The organism is Agarivorans sp. Z349TD_8 (assembly GCF_050870825.2).
Classification (GTDB): Bacteria; Pseudomonadota; Gammaproteobacteria; order Enterobacterales; family Celerinatantimonadaceae; genus Agarivorans.
The window spans coordinates 1,700,499-1,719,135 of record NZ_CP194037.2; the positions used below are offsets into that span (position 1 = coordinate 1,700,499).

The 18,637-nt window shown below is 45.7% G+C and carries 17 protein-coding genes; 12 read left to right on the top strand and 5 right to left on the bottom strand.

The features are described 5' to 3' along the window. Positions 1-21: 21 nt before the first annotated feature. Positions 22-1,407, top strand: a complete 1,386-nt coding sequence (locus ACRRS1_RS07710) for an 8-oxoguanine deaminase (protein WP_432468062.1) — start codon at positions 22-24, stop codon at positions 1,405-1,407. A gap of 142 nt (positions 1,408-1,549) precedes the next feature. Here the strand turns inward: ACRRS1_RS07710 and ACRRS1_RS07715 are convergent, their stop codons facing one another. Together ACRRS1_RS07715 and ACRRS1_RS07720 are read right to left on the bottom strand one after the other, a co-directional pair. Further along, positions 1,550-1,813, bottom strand: a complete 264-nt coding sequence (locus ACRRS1_RS07715; RefSeq protein WP_432453742.1) for a DUF5062 family protein — start codon at positions 1,811-1,813, stop codon at positions 1,550-1,552. Between the two features lie 178 nt (positions 1,814-1,991). Next, positions 1,992-3,002 carry a 2-hydroxyacid dehydrogenase gene (locus tag ACRRS1_RS07720; RefSeq protein ID WP_432453741.1) on the bottom strand — a complete coding sequence of 337 codons (1,011 nt, stop codon included), beginning with the start codon at positions 3,000-3,002 and terminating at the stop codon, positions 1,992-1,994. A 92-nt stretch (positions 3,003-3,094) separates the two neighbouring features. Here ACRRS1_RS07720 and ACRRS1_RS07725 point away from each other — a divergent pair, with 92 nt between their 5' ends. The 5 genes from ACRRS1_RS07725 (at position 3,095) to ACRRS1_RS07745 (ending at position 6,966) form a co-directional block, all read left to right on the top strand. Further along, positions 3,095-3,481 (top strand): CidA/LrgA family protein, encoded by a 387-nt coding sequence (locus tag ACRRS1_RS07725; RefSeq protein WP_432453740.1) that lies wholly within the window; start codon positions 3,095-3,097, stop codon positions 3,479-3,481. After that, on the top strand, positions 3,478-4,155 hold the full coding sequence (locus ACRRS1_RS07730) for an LrgB family protein (protein WP_432453739.1): 678 nt from the start codon (positions 3,478-3,480) through the stop codon (positions 4,153-4,155). Before ACRRS1_RS07725 ends, ACRRS1_RS07730 begins: the two co-directional genes overlap by 4 nt. Before the next feature lie 232 nt (positions 4,156-4,387). Continuing rightward, positions 4,388-4,873, top strand: a complete 486-nt coding sequence (locus tag ACRRS1_RS07735) for a MarR family transcriptional regulator (RefSeq protein WP_432453738.1) — start codon at positions 4,388-4,390, stop codon at positions 4,871-4,873. Beyond that, positions 4,870-5,928 (top strand): HlyD family secretion protein, encoded by a 1,059-nt coding sequence (locus tag ACRRS1_RS07740; RefSeq protein ID WP_432462905.1) that lies wholly within the window; start codon positions 4,870-4,872, stop codon positions 5,926-5,928. The genes ACRRS1_RS07735 and ACRRS1_RS07740 overlap by 4 nt, the downstream gene beginning before the upstream one ends. Before the next feature lie 9 nt (positions 5,929-5,937). Further along, entirely contained in the window at positions 5,938-6,966 is a 1,029-nt protein-coding gene (locus ACRRS1_RS07745; RefSeq protein WP_432453736.1) for a DUF2955 domain-containing protein, read from the top strand. A gap of 97 nt (positions 6,967-7,063) precedes the next feature. On the opposite strand, the gene ACRRS1_RS07750 is transcribed toward ACRRS1_RS07745, so the two are convergent. Continuing rightward, a complete protein-coding gene (locus tag ACRRS1_RS07750) occupies positions 7,064-8,674 on the bottom strand; it encodes an ABC-F family ATPase (RefSeq protein ID WP_432453735.1) in 1,611 nt (536 codons plus the stop codon). A 238-nt stretch (positions 8,675-8,912) separates the two neighbouring features. Between ACRRS1_RS07750 and ACRRS1_RS07755 the strand changes: the two genes are divergently transcribed. Continuing rightward, the gene (locus ACRRS1_RS07755) at positions 8,913-9,227 is read left to right on the top strand and encodes a cupin domain-containing protein (protein WP_432468060.1); all 315 of its coding nucleotides are present in this window, start codon (positions 8,913-8,915) and stop codon (positions 9,225-9,227) included. A gap of 449 nt (positions 9,228-9,676) precedes the next feature. On the opposite strand, the gene ACRRS1_RS07760 is transcribed toward ACRRS1_RS07755, so the two are convergent. Together ACRRS1_RS07760 and ACRRS1_RS07765 are read right to left on the bottom strand one after the other, a co-directional pair. Further along, complete coding sequence (locus tag ACRRS1_RS07760; protein ID WP_432468059.1) at positions 9,677-11,068, bottom strand: SPFH domain-containing protein; 1,392 nt, start codon at positions 11,066-11,068, stop codon at positions 9,677-9,679. Positions 11,069-11,221: 153 nt separating this feature from the next. Next, positions 11,222-12,688, bottom strand: a complete 1,467-nt coding sequence (locus ACRRS1_RS07765) for an aminoacyl-histidine dipeptidase (RefSeq protein ID WP_432462908.1) — start codon at positions 12,686-12,688, stop codon at positions 11,222-11,224. 385 nt (positions 12,689-13,073) lie between these two features. Between ACRRS1_RS07765 and ACRRS1_RS07770 the strand changes: the two genes are divergently transcribed. From ACRRS1_RS07770 to ACRRS1_RS07790, 5 genes are all read left to right on the top strand, one after another. After that, entirely contained in the window at positions 13,074-14,363 is a 1,290-nt protein-coding gene (locus tag ACRRS1_RS07770; protein ID WP_432453731.1) for an NCS2 family permease, read from the top strand. Positions 14,364-14,455: 92 nt separating this feature from the next. Continuing rightward, positions 14,456-15,685 carry an alpha/beta hydrolase gene (locus tag ACRRS1_RS07775; protein ID WP_432453730.1) on the top strand — a complete coding sequence of 410 codons (1,230 nt, stop codon included), beginning with the start codon at positions 14,456-14,458 and terminating at the stop codon, positions 15,683-15,685. A gap of 70 nt (positions 15,686-15,755) precedes the next feature. After that, positions 15,756-16,151: a sigma factor-binding protein Crl gene (gene crl / locus ACRRS1_RS07780; protein ID WP_432453729.1), complete on the top strand. Its 396-nt coding sequence runs from the start codon at positions 15,756-15,758 to the stop codon at positions 16,149-16,151. A gap of 103 nt (positions 16,152-16,254) precedes the next feature. Beyond that, positions 16,255-17,364: a glutamate 5-kinase gene (gene proB, locus ACRRS1_RS07785; RefSeq protein ID WP_432468058.1), complete on the top strand. Its 1,110-nt coding sequence runs from the start codon at positions 16,255-16,257 to the stop codon at positions 17,362-17,364. Between the two features lie 9 nt (positions 17,365-17,373). Next, positions 17,374-18,627, top strand: a complete 1,254-nt coding sequence (locus tag ACRRS1_RS07790; protein ID WP_432453727.1) for a glutamate-5-semialdehyde dehydrogenase — start codon at positions 17,374-17,376, stop codon at positions 18,625-18,627. The last annotated feature ends 10 nt before the right edge of the window (positions 18,628-18,637 follow it).

Here is an 18,637-nt window from a genome sequence, read left to right on the forward strand (position 1 = left end):
TACAAGGGTGAGATGCCAACGATGTCTGTCGCGACACCAACTGCCACCAAATTATGGATTAAAGATCCGTTAGCTGTATTTAATGGGGCGATCAGCGGCCCTGATGCTGAACGTGACTGTGCGGGCGGATTAGTGGTACAAGGGTCGACGATCCTTGAATGTGTGGCGGCTGGCCAACGGCCGACGGGCACCATCGATGATATTTTTGACGCACATCGCTATGTGCTGATGCCGGGCTTGATTAATACCCATCATCATTTTTATCAAACTCTGACCCGCTGTCTACCCGCGGCGATTAATCAACCTTTATTCCCGTGGTTGCAAACTCTCTACCCCATCTGGAGTGGCTTAACAGCTAAACACATCGAACTTGCCACCGAAATTGCTTGCTGGGAGTTAATGCTGAGTGGTGCAACCACGGTGGCCGATCATCATTATGTGTTTAATCACGCACTGAGTGATGCCATCGATATTCAAGCCGAAGTGGTGGGGCGTTTAGGTGTGCGGGCGACCTTGACGCGCGGTAGCATGAGTCTGTCGCAAAAAGATGGCGGCCTGCCGCCGGATTCAGTGGTACAGAGTGAACAGCAAATTTTAGAGGACAGCCAGCGGCTGATCAAACGTTATCACGACGCAGATGACGGCAGTATGTTACAACTGGCCCTAGCACCTTGTTCGCCGTTTTCGGTGACGCAGTCACTGATGTGTGAAACCGCGCAGTTAGCGAAACGTCATCGCGTACGGCTACATACCCATTTAGGTGAAACCATAGATGAGAACGATTTTTGCCTGAAAAAACTGGGCATGCGTCCAGTTGATTACTTGGAGCATTGCGGCTGGATGGGGCCACAAACTTGGCTGGCTCATGGCATTCATTTTGCTCCCAGTGAAATACGACGTTTGGGTGAAGCGCAAATCGGTATTGCTCACTGTCCTACCTCGAATATGGTGCTCGCCTCGGGGATCTGCCCAACACTGGATTTAGCTGCCGCTGGATGTCATATCGGGATGGCCGTGGATGGTTCGGCATCCAACGATAGTTCGAATATGATCCAAGAACTGCGACATTCATTGATGCAGCAGCGCTTACGTTATCGTGCTGATCAAATCACCCATCTACAAGTGTTGAACTGGGGAACTCAAGGCAGTGCTTCGGTACTAGGGCGAGATGATATTGGAGTGCTTGCGCCAGGCAAACAAGCTGACTTGGGCTTGTATCAATTAGACGGACTTAATTTTTCTGGTGCACATGATCCTTTGGCCGCGTTGATCTTGTGTGGTGCGAGTCAGGTGAGCAAGTTAATGGTGGCTGGCAAGTGGCTGATTGAAGATGCAGAGCAAACACGGGCGCAATTAAATCAGTTGAAAGCGCAACACCATCAGTTCGCAAAACAGCTGGTGGGCTAAACCTGAACAATGGCCTGCAAGTGTTGTCACTGTTTGATTCGACGGTGAAGTGCCAATGCGGGAGAGCTGCAAAACAAACGGCATTTTATTTCGCTTGGCTGAAGGCTTTGTGCTCTCCTCATTGCTTGTTTGCTGAGTGGTTTTAGCCTTGCAATAACTCGTGGTCTTTGGGGAGTTGGTTGGCTAACCATAATACTAATTTATGGCGCATTTCCGGTCCGGTCAGTTTATCTTTGGGCAGTGGGGTAAGACGTTTGTCTTCGGCCAATAACATGTACAGGGCTTCCACCTTATCTTTCTCTGAAATTCCTGGCGGAAATTTGGCAAAACCACGTTGTAAGGCATAAACCTCACCGATTTGTATGGCCTTTTTTAACAGTTGTGCTTCGTGTTTATATTTTTTCACTCAAGGTCTCGCTGTGTCTACCATCTACTCCCTTCAACATACGGTAAAGCGCAGCTCAATAACAGGGCTTAACTCACTAAATCTAAGTTAAGCCCGGACTTGGCTTTATGTTGCCGAAAAAAACAGCATTTATTGCTAAGTGCTCAGTTTTGGGATGCAGCCTTTAGAAGGCTTGTTATTAACTATTATCGATGGCTTCTGCGGTTACCTCGTTACCGCTGCGTTTACCGTCGAGGAAGGCGCTGGCATTGGCGAGCGTGGTATTCGCGATGGTTTGTAACGCTTCGTCGGTTAGGAAGGCCTGATGACCAGTAAAGATTACATTGTGGCAAGCGGATAAACGGCGGAATACATCATCGAGGATCACTTCTGCCGACAGGTCTTCAAAGAATAGCTCTTTTTCATGTTCGTACACATCTAAGGCTAAACCACCTAAGGTGCCATCTTTAAGTGCTTCAATACAGGCGAGGGAATCGACCAATTTGCCACGACTGGTATTGATTAATAAGGTGCCTTTTTGCATCTGAGCGAAAGCAGACTTACCAATTAAGTAAGTATTTTCAACAGTTAAAGGGCAGTGTAGGGTGATGATGCGTGACTGTGATAAAAGTTCGGGCATGCTGACATACTCAATACCTAGCTCTTTCGCTGCGTCGTTGGGATAGGGGTCGAAGGCTAAAACCCGACAGCCAAACCCTTTTAAAATACGGGCCGTGGCTAAACCAATTTTACCGGTGCCAATCACGCCTGCGGTTTTGCCAAAGATATTCATACCAGTTAAACCTTCGAGCGAAAAATTGGCATCGCGAGTGCGTTGGTAGGCTTTATGGATCCGGCGGTTTAATGTCATCATCAAGGCTATTGCATGTTCGGCGACCGCCTCTGGCGAGTAGGCGGGTACTCGTGACACGGTGATACCTAAAGCTTCCGCCTCGGCTAGATCTAAATTGTTGAATCCTGCGCAGCGCAACAGTACCAACTTTATTCCCAGTTGATGCAATGCCTGCAAGGTGGGGGCCGATAAATCATCATTCACGAACGCACAGACTGCATCGCTGCCATGCGCTAAACGAGCCGTTTGTGTACTGAGGGCGGTATCAAAGTATTCAATGGCAAATGCTGAAGACTTATTTTGGGCATCAAAGTGTTGACGGTCGTAGCGCTTCGCGCTAAAAAAACTAATCTTCATGACTTCTCCTAAAAACAAAGCTTAGCTAGTAATAGCTTGTTATGTAATTTTATTACATAATAGCTTCATTGAATGACGGATGTCGACCGATTGTGATTAGAAAATTTCAGAAATCAATAGCCTTTGAAATTGGCCTGGGTTTAGCCATTATTTATGCAGCCCTATGGGCCGGACGAGGTTTGAGTTACCTTACCGGAAACCTTCTCCCCGCGAGTATTCTAGGGATGTTACTGCTGACCATCCTGTTGCAGTTAAGATGGATTAAACTGGCTTGGGTGGAGCGAAGTTCAATGCTATTTGTACGTTGGATGTCGTTATTATTTGTACCTATTAGTGTTGGTTTGGTCGACCATCTTGAAACTTTATTTCAGGCTTTGCCTGCAATGATGATGACCTGTGTATTAGCGACCCTCATTTTGTTAGTTGTGGTGGGTAAAATTTATCAGTATTGGGAGCAGAAGGCGGAGCGTCAGTCATGATTAATCTGATTTATTTACCGCTAACCATCGCGCTCTACATTTTTGCTAAACGCCTGCAACAACGTTACCCCTCACCATGGTTAAATCCGGTGCTGATTAGCCTGACTGTATTGGTGATTGCACTGTTAAGTTTTGGGATCGCGTTCAGCGACTATAACCAATACAGTGGTTGGTTAAGTGAGTTATTACAGCCAGCGGTTGTCGCCTTAGGTGTGCCTTTATACAAACAATTACATGAAATTAAGCGAGAACTGCCGCGCATTGCGTTGACCGTATTGGCGGCGGTGCTTATTGCTGTGAGTTCAACTTTGTTGATGGCATTGTTGGTGGGCGCTACACCAGTGATCGCCGCGTCTTTATCGCCCAAATCGGTAACGACTCCGATTGCCGTTTTGATTAGTGAACAGGTTCAAGGTCAGCCTGCGCTCTCCGCGATTGCGGTTCTAATCACTGGTTTGGTGGGGGCGGTTGCGGGTTTGCCAACATTAAGGTTGTTCGGTATTCATTCTATTAAAGCACAAGGCATTGCCATGGGCACCGCTTGTCATGCTTTGGGGACGGCACGTATTTCGGAAGACGGACATCAACAAGGTGCCTATAGCGCTTTGGCTTTGGTACTTAGCGCGATCTTTACCGCTATTTTATGTCCGATGATTGTGCCTTTTATCTTTTAGCCATTTTACTGCGGCAAAGCACCCAACAAGCCATTTGAAGCTTATTCAATGGCTTGTTGGTGTAATCTTAAGCCCTCGTTTTTTGAAGCCTCAATTACTTTGTAAATCATCACCTCATGCGTTTATCGGTGCTGGTCCCATCTTTCAAAATTTATGAGAACTAGATCACATTTATTTGCTTAGCCTGCTAAGTAATGTATTATGCTTAGCAGGCTAAGTAACTGAGGGTTAAATGATGGATGATATCGCAGTGTTTAAACAATTGTCGTTGGCCGAGCAACTCAGTCGAGTTGCCCGTTTGTGGCGGACGGTGGCCGATCGTAAGTTGACTTCATTGGGTCTGACTCATTCGCGTTGGACGGTATTATGGAAATTAAAAACCTTAAACGACCATGTGAGTCAGAAAACACTCGCCAATGCATTGGAAATTGAATTGGCCTCGTTAATGCGAACTTTAAGTCAACTTGAAAGCCATGGTCTGATCGTTCGTGATTGCTGTGAGAGTGATAAACGGGTGCGTATTGTTAGCTTTACTGAAAATGGAATTGCGCTCATGACTCAGGTGGAGGGGCGTATTTTAGCGCTGCGGCGGAACATTCTGGCCAACATTGATGAAGCGGCACTTACTCAGTTTGAAACTGTGCTTGAGACCATCACCCATAATGCTTTACACCAATTAAACGACAATCATGTTGAGATCGAGGAGTCTGTGACATGACTGTAGAACAAAAATTTGCCCGTTGGATAAAGTTTTCGATACTGGTGTTTGTCATGGTATTTACTTACTTTTTATTTGCTGATTATAAAATTCCGTTGACACCTCAGGCCATGGTGAGTCGTGGGGTGACTCAGGTAGTGCCTCGAGTTAATGGTAATGTTGTTGCGATTCATATTGCGAATAATCAGCTGGTGAAGCAAGGCGATTTATTATTCACTATCGATCCAAAGCCCTACCAGTTGGCAGTGGAAAAGGCTGCGTTAGCGTTAGAGCTAGCCCAGCAAACTAACCACCAATTGGATGCATCTTTAGCTGCGGCGAAAGCCGATGTTGTGTCACTAGGGATAGTGGCGCAACAGAAACGGCAATATGCACAACGACTGGCAGAGTTATTTATCAAGCACAGTATTTCTCAGCAGCAAAAAGATGATGCACAAAGCGAATCGGTGGCTGAACAGGCTAACTTGCAGGCCGCTCAAGCTCGGCTAAATGCACTGCGGTTCAGTCGGGGTGAGATGAATGATAATAATGTTAATATTCGGCTTGCACGTAACCAACTTCGTCAAGCAAAACTCAATTTATCTTATACCCAAGTGAGGGCCGAGCGAGGGGGCATTGTGGCCAACCTGCAACTGGCCGCTGGGGCATATGCAACCGTGGGTCAGCCCTTATTAGCTTTGGTTTCAACGGAAGCGGAAGTTATTGCCGATTTTCGTGAAAAAAGTTCTCGCTTGGCGGTCACGGGAAGTAAAGCACTCATCACATTTGATGGCGATCCGGGGCAACTTTACTCGGCATCGGTGATCGGTATGGATGCTGGTGTGAGCGTTGGGCAGTTTGATGCTAATGGGCGTTTAGCAACACCCAGTACTTCTACCCGTTGGGTCAGAGATGCCCAACGGATGCGTATTCATTTTTCGCTAGAAGGTGCTCAAACCGCTGGTTTACCTTCTGGTGCTCAGGCAACGGTACAGCTATTACCCGAAGATGGTTTATTTCGCTGGCTCGCTAAAACGCAAATCAGTTTACTGAGCATGCTGCATTACATCTATTAAGGCTGAGCTATGAATTTGTGGCATCGCCCCTTATCGGAGAATGATCTTCGCCAAGCTTTACGAATAGCCTGCGGTGCTTGTCTTGGATTTCTCATTTGTAAATTTTTTGAGTTGAGTAACGGGGTCTTTTTTGTGGTGACCCCGATTTTATTGCTGGGAATGGTTCCGGTGATGAATGGTCATGTGGCTCGCCAATGTATTGCAGCGGCTGTGGTTTGCGGGATTGAAGTTGGCTTACTCGCTGGCTTATTTGGCAGTCATACCATCTTAATGAGCATGTTGGTGTTTGTATTATTCCTATATAAGTTCGCTTGTATGTCAAAAGGTAGCTTGTTTCTATTTGGAGCCACAAGTTTATTGAACTTAAGTATTATGCTGCACTTTGCAAGTTATCCCAGTACCGATTTGAATGATTTGATTTTCACTAATATGGGAGCCAATCTGCTGTCGGTATTGATTGCTTTTTTGGTGACAGCCTTGATCCCCGATGTAGCACCTCGACCCAAACCAGCCGTATTGGCAAAGCAAGCTCATCGAATGCGGCATGAAGCGTTGATGGGGGCGTCAATTGCCACTATTTCATTCTGGGTATTTCAAGTGTTTGACTTACAAGATTCGATGTCGGCTCAGGCGACGACCATTTTATTGCTGTTTCCAATGCATTGGAATGGTGCTTTAAGTTATGCCAGAAAAAGGGCGATAGGCACTATGTTGGGAGTGAGTACAGGCCTTGTCTGTCAGCTAGTTTTATATCATTGGTCTGGACAAATGATCTTGGTACTTCCGCTATTGTGGATTGGACTGTTGTTGTTTAGCTATGTTCATTTGAAAGAGGGCGGTGGTTCAGGCGTTGGATTTGGTGCTCTCACGACTTTAGGGATCTTATTTGGGCAATACCTTACACCGAGTAACGATTTGGTTTTCAGTGGTCTTTATCGACTAAGCAGTATTTTGTTTGCTACGGTTGTTACTTTGTTGGTGTGTTACCTGATTCATCGATTACTTAACAGCTTTGCGTTGACACGCTTTGGTCACTAAGCCTGCTATCAAAGATAAGCGGGTCGTAAGTAAAAGCGTAAGCAGCTGGCTTACGCTTCTTTTCCTTTCATTAAGCAGTTGATTTTGGCGTGAACGTTTAGCCGTTGGCGACTCTTAATTGCTCTGTTTGGCTGGCGAGGTATTCATTATAGCTGCCTTGAAAATCGATAATGCTTTGCTCTTTTATTTCGATTACTCGGCTAGCGAGCGAGGATACAAACTCGCGATCGTGGCTCACAAAAATGACCGTACCATCGTAAGTCTCTAAAGCTTGATTAAGCGCTTCAATGGCTTCCATATCGAGGTGGTTGGTGGGTTCGTCGAGCACTAGTACATTATTGTTTTGTAGCATCAATTTGCCAAACAACAAGCGATTTTTTTCGCCCCCCGAACATACTTTTGATTTTTTATTGAAGTCGTCTGCACTAAACAATAGTCGACCTAATAGGCCGCGAACCATTAAGTCGTCGTGTTTGGCACTACGCCATTGCGACATCCAATCAAAGATCGAGAGTTCACAATCAAAATCGCTACTGCTGTCTTGTGGACAATAGCCAATGGTGGCATTTTCAGACCACTTAATGTCTCCATTGTTGGCTGAAATTTGTTTCATCAAACAGCGTAAAAAAGTGGTCTTTCCTGCTCCATTTTCGCCAATTACCGCCAACTTTGCACCCGCTTCCAAAATAATATTACCTTGGCTGAATAGCGTTTCACCGGCAAAACCGTGGGCTAGATCTTCAATGATGAGTGCTTGACGGTGGAGTTTTTTATCTTGCTTAAGGCTAATTGAGGGCGTTCTACGGCTGGAAGATTTAACTTCGTCGAGGGTGATCTTTTCCATCCGTTTGGCTCGTGAGGTAGCCTGCTTGGCTTTAGAAGCATTGGCTGAGAAACGGTTCACAAAGGCCTGTAGTTCATCGATTTCGGCACTTTTCTTCGCATTTTCGCTATGCAGTTGCTCTCGGATCAGCGAAGACGCTTCGATGAATTTCTCATAGTTTCCGGGGTAAATACGTAGTTCGCCGTAATCAATATCGGCCATGTGGGTACAGACCGAGTTGAGAAAGTGGCGATCATGGGAAATGATGATCATCGTGCACTTACGTTGGTTCAGTACTTTGGCTAACCACTCAATGGTATGAATATCTAGGTTATTGGTGGGTTCGTCGAGTAATAATATATCAGGGTTTGCAAATAGAGCTTGTGCAAGCAAGACTCGTAACTTCCAACCCGGTGCCACTTGTGCCATTAGCCCGTAGTGAAGCTCTTCGGCAATGCCTGCTTCTAATAGAATTTCACCCGCGCGACTTTCGGCACTGTATCCGTCCATTTCAGCGAATTCAGTTTCCAAGTGAGCCACGTCCATTCCGTCTTGTTCTGACATCTCGGGTAAGGCATAAATACGGTCGCGTTGTTGTTTGATTTTCCATAGGGCCGCATCGCCCATAATTACAGTATCTACCACACTAAAAGCTTCGAAGGCGAATTGGTCTTGGCTTAAGGTTCCAACCGTTTCGCCGGGGCTGATTGACACATTGCCTGAGCTAGGGGCTAGTTCTCCGCTAAGGATTTTCATAAAGGTTGATTTACCACAGCCGTTGGCGCCAATTAAGCCGTAACGGTTACCATTGCCAAACTTAGCGGAAATATTTTCGAATAGTGGCGTGGCGCCAAATTGCATGGTGATGTTTGCGGTAGAAATCAAAAGGTAATCCTAGAAAGATAGCCACGAAGGCTGAGATAAGCGGTATAAGGGGGCGCACTATAAAGAGTTGTCTCGCTAAAGTCGAGGGAAGTTGTGTGTTTATTAATCCGTTGGGCAGTTGAAGACGCAATCACTGACGCCAGGATCCGTGTTCGAAAAGGATTGGTCACCAGCTAAGATTTGGTTAATTTTGCGCTACTGGATTGTTATGATGTTGTTTTGACAGAGGAATCGTTAAATGGCTAATATTTTTTCAGGGATTGCTGAAGATTTTCAGCAAGAGCAGTTTAGTGATTTGCTAGAGCGTCCCAATATACGTATCGAGCGGATCGTTTCTTTTGGTCATCGTTCACCCGAACAAGGCTGGTACGATCAAGCCGAGCACGAATGGGTGATGGTATTGGAAGGCAGTGCCAGCTTGTTATTTGAAGATGGTCACGAGCAACATTTAAATAAAGGGGATTACTTTAATATCCCCGCCCATGTTAGACATAAAGTCAGTCAAACTGCAGCCGATAGGCCAACCATTTGGCTCGCTGTTTTTTACTCTTAAGCAAACTCGAAGCTTGGGGAGTTTGAAGTTGGCTCTTTGATGAGTCGTTTGCTTGCTTTTGCTGTTAAGTTTCATGGTACTAAAGTTGTTTTTAAATATTTAAGGCTTCTGTTTTTTATGCTGGACTCTCTAATACTCATCTAACTTAGAAAAAGATTCAATGAAGAAGTCCTTTAACAGGGATAATCCATTCACTACCAAACTATTGATAAGTTTTGAGACATATTAAAAAATTTCAAATTGTAACTAAAACTATGATTGATTTTTATTCGAGGGAGACCCATTTAAATGCGGCGCAATTAAATGGGGCTTAGGCGAACCCTTCAGCTGTGCTGCTTGTTCATCGATTTGAGCTTGGTCCATGAGTTATGTCGGTAACTACATTTCATCGGATCAATTAACAACAAGCGCTTGCAAAAGTTATCACTAGAGAGCTATCAGGATAGAACTTATTTGTTGATTTCTCGGTCGTAGCTGAGGCGTTTTGCTGCATCTAAGGTGAGCATTTGCATAAACGCTCGAGTTTCTGAATCGCTGCCTGCTGGTGTTGCCGCACTCCCCGCGCCAAATACGTTGGTGGGTACATTGCGTTTGGCAAAAGCATCGGCCCACAAGCTTTGAATTTTCACTTCAGCTTCGAGTTTTTGAGCAAGCGCGTTATCAGCTTCCAGAATGACCCGTTTTTGGTAGGCTTCTGCTTCCGCTAACGTTCTTTTAGTTTCGGCTTCGATGCGGGCTTTTTCCAGGTCAATTTCTGCGGTTTCTTTGGAAATCTCGGCTTGTGCCTTCATTTTTTCAGCGTTGGTGATCGCAAGTTGTTTGTCGGTTTGTGCTTCTGTGGTTTTTTGGATCTGTTCTACTTTCGCTTTGGCTTGACGCTCTGCCACTTCTCGCTCACCTCGGGCAATTGCGAGTAAGCGCTGCTCTTCTTCCTGCACTCGTTGTTCTCTGGCAATCGCGCGGTCTGCCGAAGCCTTTTGTTTTAACTGCATTCGTTCGATAAATTTGGCGTTAGGACGCATATCTGTGACCAAGGCGGATACCACGGTGACCCCAAAGTCGAGGAAGCGTTGCGATTTTCGGCGCGGTTGTCCGTTGCTATCTAGAACTTTATTTACTACAAACACTGTTTTACTGTCATCGCCATATTCTTGCTGATCTTTGCCTAGCGCAGCATTAGCACTGCCGCTGGTGGCTTGTTTAGAATGAATGGTAATTTCTTCGCGCTTCACCAATAAGATCCCACTGCTCATTTGATTTTCAAACTCAGAATTAAATTCGGTTCGTCCGCCAGCATAATATTCTTCTGCGGCCATCAGCGAAGCATTGGCCTGCAGAGTTTCTTTAAACGCCGGGATCAGCGCTGTACGTAGCAGGTTTTCAGGGGATCTAAATTCGTGGGCTAATTTTAAAAAGGAGTCATGGTCAGAGGGAATTGAAAAGCGCACTGTCGCCTCAGCATGGGCGTCTACTTGGTCAAGAAACATGATGCTCATCGGCGGTAAACTAGCTGAGGAATTATCCGAATCTTTCTCTGCACGGATTGGGTTTGCTGAGGCACCAGTAAGCGCTTGTACCGTCATTGAACGCTTCCAGGAATTATAACGACCAAAGGGATAAAATTTATAACCGACCTCGGTGACAACCGCTTCATTACCGGTGACCGTACGTACATGATAGATATAGCCGGGCTCTGCGTAGAAAAACGAATTACTGAGGGTATAAATTAAAGCCGCCAGTGCAACCAGACCCACAATGAATTTGTAATTAAATTCAAATTCACTGGCTATTTTCTTAACGCTTTTGGCTGCATCGTTATTTTTGACAAGATCGTCAGACATGATGAGTTCCTTCTACTCGGTTTTTGACTTGGATTTTTGCGGGGCGCATGATAACAGAATTAAAATACTAATAATGACTTTTTTATCAATTTAATTGAGGGCTTATAAATTTGATGAGGCAAAGCCAGCATACTTTGCTGGCTTGGAGATGATTTAGGCTTTGGCCGGAATATTTTTTAGGGTGCTGAGCAGTAATTGCCAGTATTTTTCGACCGCTGCAATTTCTACTTTTTCATCGGGGCTATGCGGAAATTTAATGGTGGGGCCAAAGGAGGCCATATCCCACTGAGGGTAGGCCGATTTAAATAAGCCACATTCCAAGCCCGCATGGATAACCATCACTTTCGGGCATTCACCAAATAGCTGTTGGTAGCTATCCTGAATAACGGTTTTGAGCACCGAGTCTGTTTCTGGTTTCCAACCCGGATAAGCACCAGAGAAGCTAAATTTGGCATCAGTTAAGCTAAACAACGAGGCTATGCTGGCTTCCACTTGGAGACGGCTTGAGTCGATGAGCGAGCGAACTAAGATTTTGATCTCGATGTTACCTTGCTGATCGCGTTTTATTACACCTAAGTTCAGAGAGGTTTCGACTACGCCGACGATGTCTTGGCTCATGCTCACCACACCATTGTTACAGGCGTTTAGGCTATCAATTACTTGACTTGATAGGCGCGCGCTAAAGCTTTGTTGTGGCGTGGTTATTTCGGTGAGTTCGATACATAAATTGGTTTCTACTTTGCCAAACTCATCGGCAATGGCTTGACGCTGTTGTGCTACTAAATCGATGAGGGCGGTTTTTTGGCTCGCATCGTAGACCAGCTGACAGCGGGCTTCGCGTGGGATGGCGTTACGCAGACTACCGCCCTGAATATCGCATAAAATCGGTTCTAAGCCTTGTTGTTGCATTGCCGCAAGCACTCGTAACATCAGTTTGTTGGCGTTAGCGCGTCCGCTATCGATATCACAACCGGAGTGTCCTCCCTTTAAACCTTTAATGTTGAGCGCGATGGCGGCTTGTTGGTTGGTGGTTGGCTGATAGTTTGCTGCAAAAGTAATGTTGGTATCACCGCCACCGGCACAGCCCATATATACTTCCCCCTCTTGCTCGGAGTCAGTATTAATGAGCAGCGAACCTTCTAATAGGCCAGCATCAAGGCCAAATGCGCCGGTCATACCCGCTTCTTCATCAATGGTAAATAGAGCTTCAATGGGGCCGTGGGCAATTTTGTCACTGGTTAATATGGCTAAGATCGAGGCGCCACCAATACCATTATCTGCTCCTAATGTGGTGCCTTTGGCGGTGACCCATTCTCCATCGATATAGGGCTGAATCGGATCTTCGGCAAAGTTGTGTTGGGTATCATTGTTCGCTTGGGGAACCATGTCTAGATGGGCTTGTAGGATCACTCCTTGTCTATCTTCCATGCCTGCTGTGGCTGGTTTTTTGATAATGATATTCCCCACGGCATCTTGGAAGTGCTCTAGCTGGTGTTGCTGGGCTAAGCTAAGTATCCAATCAATCATGGCTTGTTCATGTTTAGAGGGGTGGGGAATAGAACAAATTGTTGCGAAGTGCTGCCATAGCGGCTGGGGTGATAGAGAAGACAATGTAGACACAATGTTACCTTAAATCTGTTTTCTTAGAATTAACTCACTTTATCAGCAAGGAAACTTTAATATAAGTCTGCTTATTGGCTTTTGTTTAGAATATATACGTATTGGCTAGAAAAGTTGAATCTGGATGACCGTTAGCATGATAACTCGCTACTAAAAAGGGATAAATCACGCAGATAAACGAAGTATTTCTATTTTATCCAGCTATCTTAACGTTCTAAGTTGAAAAAAATGGTGATTTTTACTGATCTAGCTCAGTTTGGTGAGAACATACAGTAGCTTCTTGTTGGAGCCATGAATATAATGCCCCGCGATTGCCGCTACTAGCACAACGGAGTCCTCTGTATCGGCCCATTAAATACCTGTTGTCCAAGGAACATACATCGAGATGTTAGAGAAACTATTTAAATTAAAGGCGCATGGTACGGATCTGCGCACTGAAGTTATTGCTGGGATTACTACCTTTTTAACAATGGCTTACATTATCTTTGTAAACCCAAGCATGTTAGCGGCCACTGGGATGGATCAAGGAGCGGTATTTGTCGCGACTTGTTTAGCGGCCGCAATTGGTTGCTTTATTATGGGCTTGTATGCCAATTATCCGATTGCTCAAGCGCCGGGAATGGGCTTGAATGCCTTTTTCACCTACGGGGTGGTTCTTGGTATGGGACACACTTGGCAAGTTGCCTTGGGTGCGGTATTTCTCTCGGGTTGTATTTTCACTTGTTTGAGCTTATTTAAAGTTCGTGAATGGATCATTAACTCGATCCCACAAACACTGCGGGTTGGTATTGCCGCGGGTATTGGTTTGTTCCTCGGTTTTATTGCCTTACAAAATGCCGGCATCGTGGTGGATAACTCAGCCACTTTGATCAGTTTAGGTCACCAAAACCCGCATCAGATGATCTTAGCGGCTTTAGGTTTCTTCCTGATTATTGGCTTAGAATACCGCAAGGTTAAAGGTGGTGTACTTATCTCCATTTTGGCGATTACCGCTTTATCTATTGTACTGGGTTATAGCCAGTATCATGGTGTGATGTCGATGCCACCGAATCCAGCACCTACTTTCTTACAACTGGATATTGCGGGCGCCTTCGATATATCGATGCTCAGTGTTATTTTTGCATTTTTGTTTGTGGACTTGTTTGATACAGCTGGAACCCTTACCGCGGTTGCGCAGCGTGGCAACTTATTGGATGAACACGGTCACTTACCTAATTTGAAAAAAGCGTTGTTGGCCGATTCAACGGCCACTGTAACCGGGTCACTATTGGGAACGTCAAGCACCACATCTTACGTTGAAAGTGGAGCGGGTGTTGAAGTTGGCGGACGCACTGGTCTTACTGCTGTGGTTGTGGGGATCTTATTTGTATTGGCATTGCTGTTCTCTCCTCTGGCCGGGATGATTCCTGCCTATGCCACTGCTGGTGCCTTGTTCTATGTTTGTATCTTGATGTTATCGGGTCTCGTCAATGTTGATTGGACTGATTTGACCGAGGCTGCACCCGCTGCAATTGTGGCAATCTTGATGCCCTTGTCCTTCTCGATTGCCGATGGTATAGCGGTTGGTTTTATTTCTTACGCAGTGATTAAATTACTGGCTGGACGCCATAAAGAAGTTCCCCTTAGCGTATGGGTTCTGGCGCTAGTATTCTTGCTAAAGTTTGCATTTTTCTAGTCATTTTGTATTTTTTATAAAAAGCCATCACAACGTGATGGCTTTTTTTTATGTTATATTTTCTTCATTAATCAATATTTAGGCCTGCGAATGTGAAAGAGAATCTCTCTGAAGTGCTGTTTAAACCACGGATCAATGTGCTCGAAACATCGGCAATTTCTAATACTTTGGCGAAGGATTCTACAGCGGAAGGACAACAAGAAGGACGTAACTGGTATCGTTTGTTACGTCGTGAATATTGGGCTTGGTTAGGTTTAGACCCGATTGAAACCGAACGCTTATTTGCCGACATAGCGATAAGTGATAAACCTCGTACCAGTGCATTACTCGATACGGTGGGGGGCTATCAACCAGGAAATTGGAATTTTGAGTGGATGCAACGTGCCGTGCGTCATCAAACGGAAGCCAAGAAAGCCGAGCAAGGTGGTGATAAATCATTAGCTTACCAGCAGTTTTTAAATGCTAGCTATAGCGCGACGATTGCCGCTTATCCACATTTTAAAGGGGATGATCTGGCCACTTCGGCTCAAGCTTTAGCTTACAATAACTTTGCTTCGGCGATGCAACAAAGTGAATATGTTTGCAAGACCATGCAGATTCCCATCGAAGGTAAGAAAGTCGCCTGTTATCTGCATCTGCCCGATACCGATTCGATAAAACCGGTGGTATTAGTTAGTGGTGGACTTGATACCATACAAACTGAGCTCTATCCCATATTTGAACGGTTTTTAGCGCCTGCTGGTATTGCGATGTTAAGTATAGATTTACCCGGCGCTGGTTTCTGTTCACCGTGGCGCTTACAGCAAGATAGTAGCCGAATTCATCTGGCTGTATTGGACTACTTGCCAGAAATTCCTTGGGTGGATCAAGATAGAGTGGGGATCTTGGGTTATCGTTTTGCTGGAAATGTTGCGGCGCGTTTGGCTTTTCTTGCTAGTAACCGCCTAAGAGCTGTGGTCACGATTGGTGCGCCAGTCGACCGACTATTTACCGATGTCACCCGTTTTCAGTCGATGCCGCAAATGTATCGAGATTGTTTAGCGAACCGCAGTGGTGGTAACTCGGCGAATCGCGATAACTTATTCTATCGTTGTCTGCCTTTGTCACTGAAGACCCAGGGAATTTTAGGTGGCGCTAGAACCAAACTGCCGATGTATATTGTTGGACGAGAGAACGACCCAATCTCACCGCAAGCAGATATTACGCTGCTCGGTGCTGCCTCTCAAAGCAGTCAGGTTAGTATGATGAAAGAGCATGATTACTTACAAAATTACAATCAAATCTTTACGGAGGTCACGCAATGGTTACAAAAGCATTTGTGACTTCATTATGTTGTGGTCATTATGGTAAGGTAATAATTTAGACAATAATCACTATGGAGAGATTAAGCGCATGGAAGTGACTTGGCCAAGCCATGGAAAGTTAAGCTCAACATTTACGGCTATGGGTCCTTATTATCGGAAGGAACATAGCGTAAAGGAACAGTATTTTTTTGATTGCCTAGCCTCATGTGTTAGCGCTAAGCCAGCAGCTGAAGAACGAGAGTTTTTTGGTTGGTGGCTGGAGTTGCGGCTGGTTGATAGTGGCTTTGAATATCATTATTGGTATGGTCTCTACGACAAACAAGGTGAATGGCAAGAAATGTCGATCCCGCAAAAAAATCTGCAAGAGGTGCAACAGTCTTTAGACGTTTTCTACCAAAAATTAGTCACCCAACTGGACAAATTTAGTATCACCCTGAGTGCTGCTCCTTCCTTATCCCCGAACTTGACTCTCCCGGCAGCTTAAACGAGAAAGTTATATAAAATTGGCGCACAGAGTCTGTGCGTCAGGTTTTTATCAGGTAGAATACAAGCTTTGCGTTTTACCCGAGTTGGGATCATTAATTACCATGTCGAAGCAAACTATTGTTGTTAAGTTGGGGACCAGTGTGCTTACTGGTGGCACTGCTAAACTCGATCGAGCCCATATGATAGAGCTGGTTCGTCAGTTTTCCCTGTTACGCAAGGCTGGTCATCAGCTTATCGTTGTCACCTCCGGTGCGATAGCCGCAGGACGCGAGCATCTATCGTTGACCCATTCTAATATCGCACCAACTATCGCCAATAAACAAATGTTAGCGGCAGTTGGTCAGACCCGTCTGATTCAAGTGTGGGAAAGTTTATTCAGTATTTACGGCCTGCATGTCGGACAAATGCTGCTAACACGTGCCGATTTAGAAGATCGGGAGCGCTTTCTCAATGCGAAGGATATGCTGAAGGCTTTATTAGCGCATGGTATCGTGCCCATTATTAATGAAAATGATGCGGTTGCCACAGCCGAAATCAAGGTCGGTGATAACGATAACCTCTCGGCCTTGGCGGCAATCCTCGGCGAAGCCAATAAATTGCTGCTATTGACGGATCAACCCGGTTTATTTACTGCAGACCCTCGTAATAATCCTCAGGCAAAATTGATCGAAGAAGTCCACGAAATTGATGCTTCAATTCGCGCCCTCGCTGGCGATAGCATCAGTGGTTTGGGCACTGGTGGTATGACGACTAAGTTACAAGCGGCGGAAATTGCTGGTCGTGCAGGCATTGAAGTGGTGATTGCTGCCGGGCATAGTGAAAATGTGATCACCCGGATGAGTCAAGGGGAGAGTGTTGGCACCCGATTCTTGGCAATATCAACGCCCCTGGAGCATCGCAAACAGTGGATCTTGGCTGGACCGCCGCCCCATGGTGAGTTAGTGCTCGATGGAGGGGCATGTAAAGCCGTTGTCGAGCGAGGATCTAGTCTATTACCTAAAGGCATTATAATCGTTAAAGGCGAGTTTAACCGGGGCGATGTGATAAGTTTGGTGAATACAGACGGTTTAGAGATCGCGCGTGGTATCTGTCGTTATCAGGCAAAAGATATGCAACAAATAAAAGGCTTACATTCAGAGCAAATCGATAAGACTCTGGGTTATGGTTATGGGTCGGTGGCGGTTCACCGTGACGACCTAGTACTGAAATAGGATGAATAAATGAGTTTACAGCAATTAGGCCAGCGAGCTAAACAAGCGAGCTTTGAACTGGCGACATTAACGACTCGTCAAAAAAATCAGGCACTGGCTGCTATTGCCAGCCAACTCGAAGCGCAGCAAGCCAGCATTTTAGCCGCCAACAATGTAGACCTAGAGGCCGCTCGTCAAGCAGGCTTGTCTGAGGCTCTACTGGATCGCTTAATGTTAAATAGCGAACGGTTAGCTGGGATCGCCAATGATGTTCGAAATGTGATTTCTTTAAATGATCCGGTGGGTAGCGAGATGGACTGCCGGGTTCTAGAAAATGGTTTACGTTTATCTCGTCGCCGGGTGCCACTGGGTGTGGTAGGGGTGATTTATGAAGCTCGGCCTAATGTGACCATCGATATTGCCGCCTTATGTTTAAAAACGGGGAACGCCAGTATTTTACGCGGTGGTAAAGAAACTTTTCACTCGAATATGGCCTTGGTTGCAGTGATCCAATCGGCCTTGCAACAAAGTGGCTTACCTGCTGCTGCGGTACAATATATTGAACAGCCAGACCGTGAATTAGTCGCCGAATTACTTCGTTTAGATGAATATGTTGACATGATTATTCCGCGAGGTGGCGCAGGGCTTCATAAAATGTGCCAAGAGAATAGTACGATCCCAGTGATTATTGGTGGTTTTGGCATTAGTCATATTTACGTGGATAACAGCGTAGACTTGGCTGCGGCGATCAAGGTGATTGAAAACGCCAAAGTACAGCGCCCATCAGCATGTAATGCTTTAGATTCCTTATTGGTGGATCAGAATATTGCCGCGGAGTTATTGCCGCAATTAGCCGAGTGTATGAACCAATCTTCGGTGAAATTAGTGGCCACCGACAATGCGATGAGCGGATTGGCTGCGGCTAAGGATTTACAGTTAGCTAAGGCGGGTGATTTTGACACCGAATGGCTGAGTTATACCTTGGGCGTGAAGGTGGTCGCCAATGTGGATGAAGCTATCGCCCATATGCGAAAGCACAACGCGAGTCATTCAGATGCTATTTTATCGAATAATCTGCAGTCGGTAGAACGGTTTGTGAATGCTGCGGGTTCGGCGGCGGTGTATGTGAATGCTTCGACGCGATTCACCGATGGTGCTCAGTTTGGTTTAGGTGCTGAAGTTGCGGTATCCACCCAGAAACTACATGCCCGTGGTCCGATGGGCTTGGAAGAACTGACCAGCTACAAGTGGGTCGGGATTGGCGATATGTTGGTCCGGCCTTAAATATGAGCAA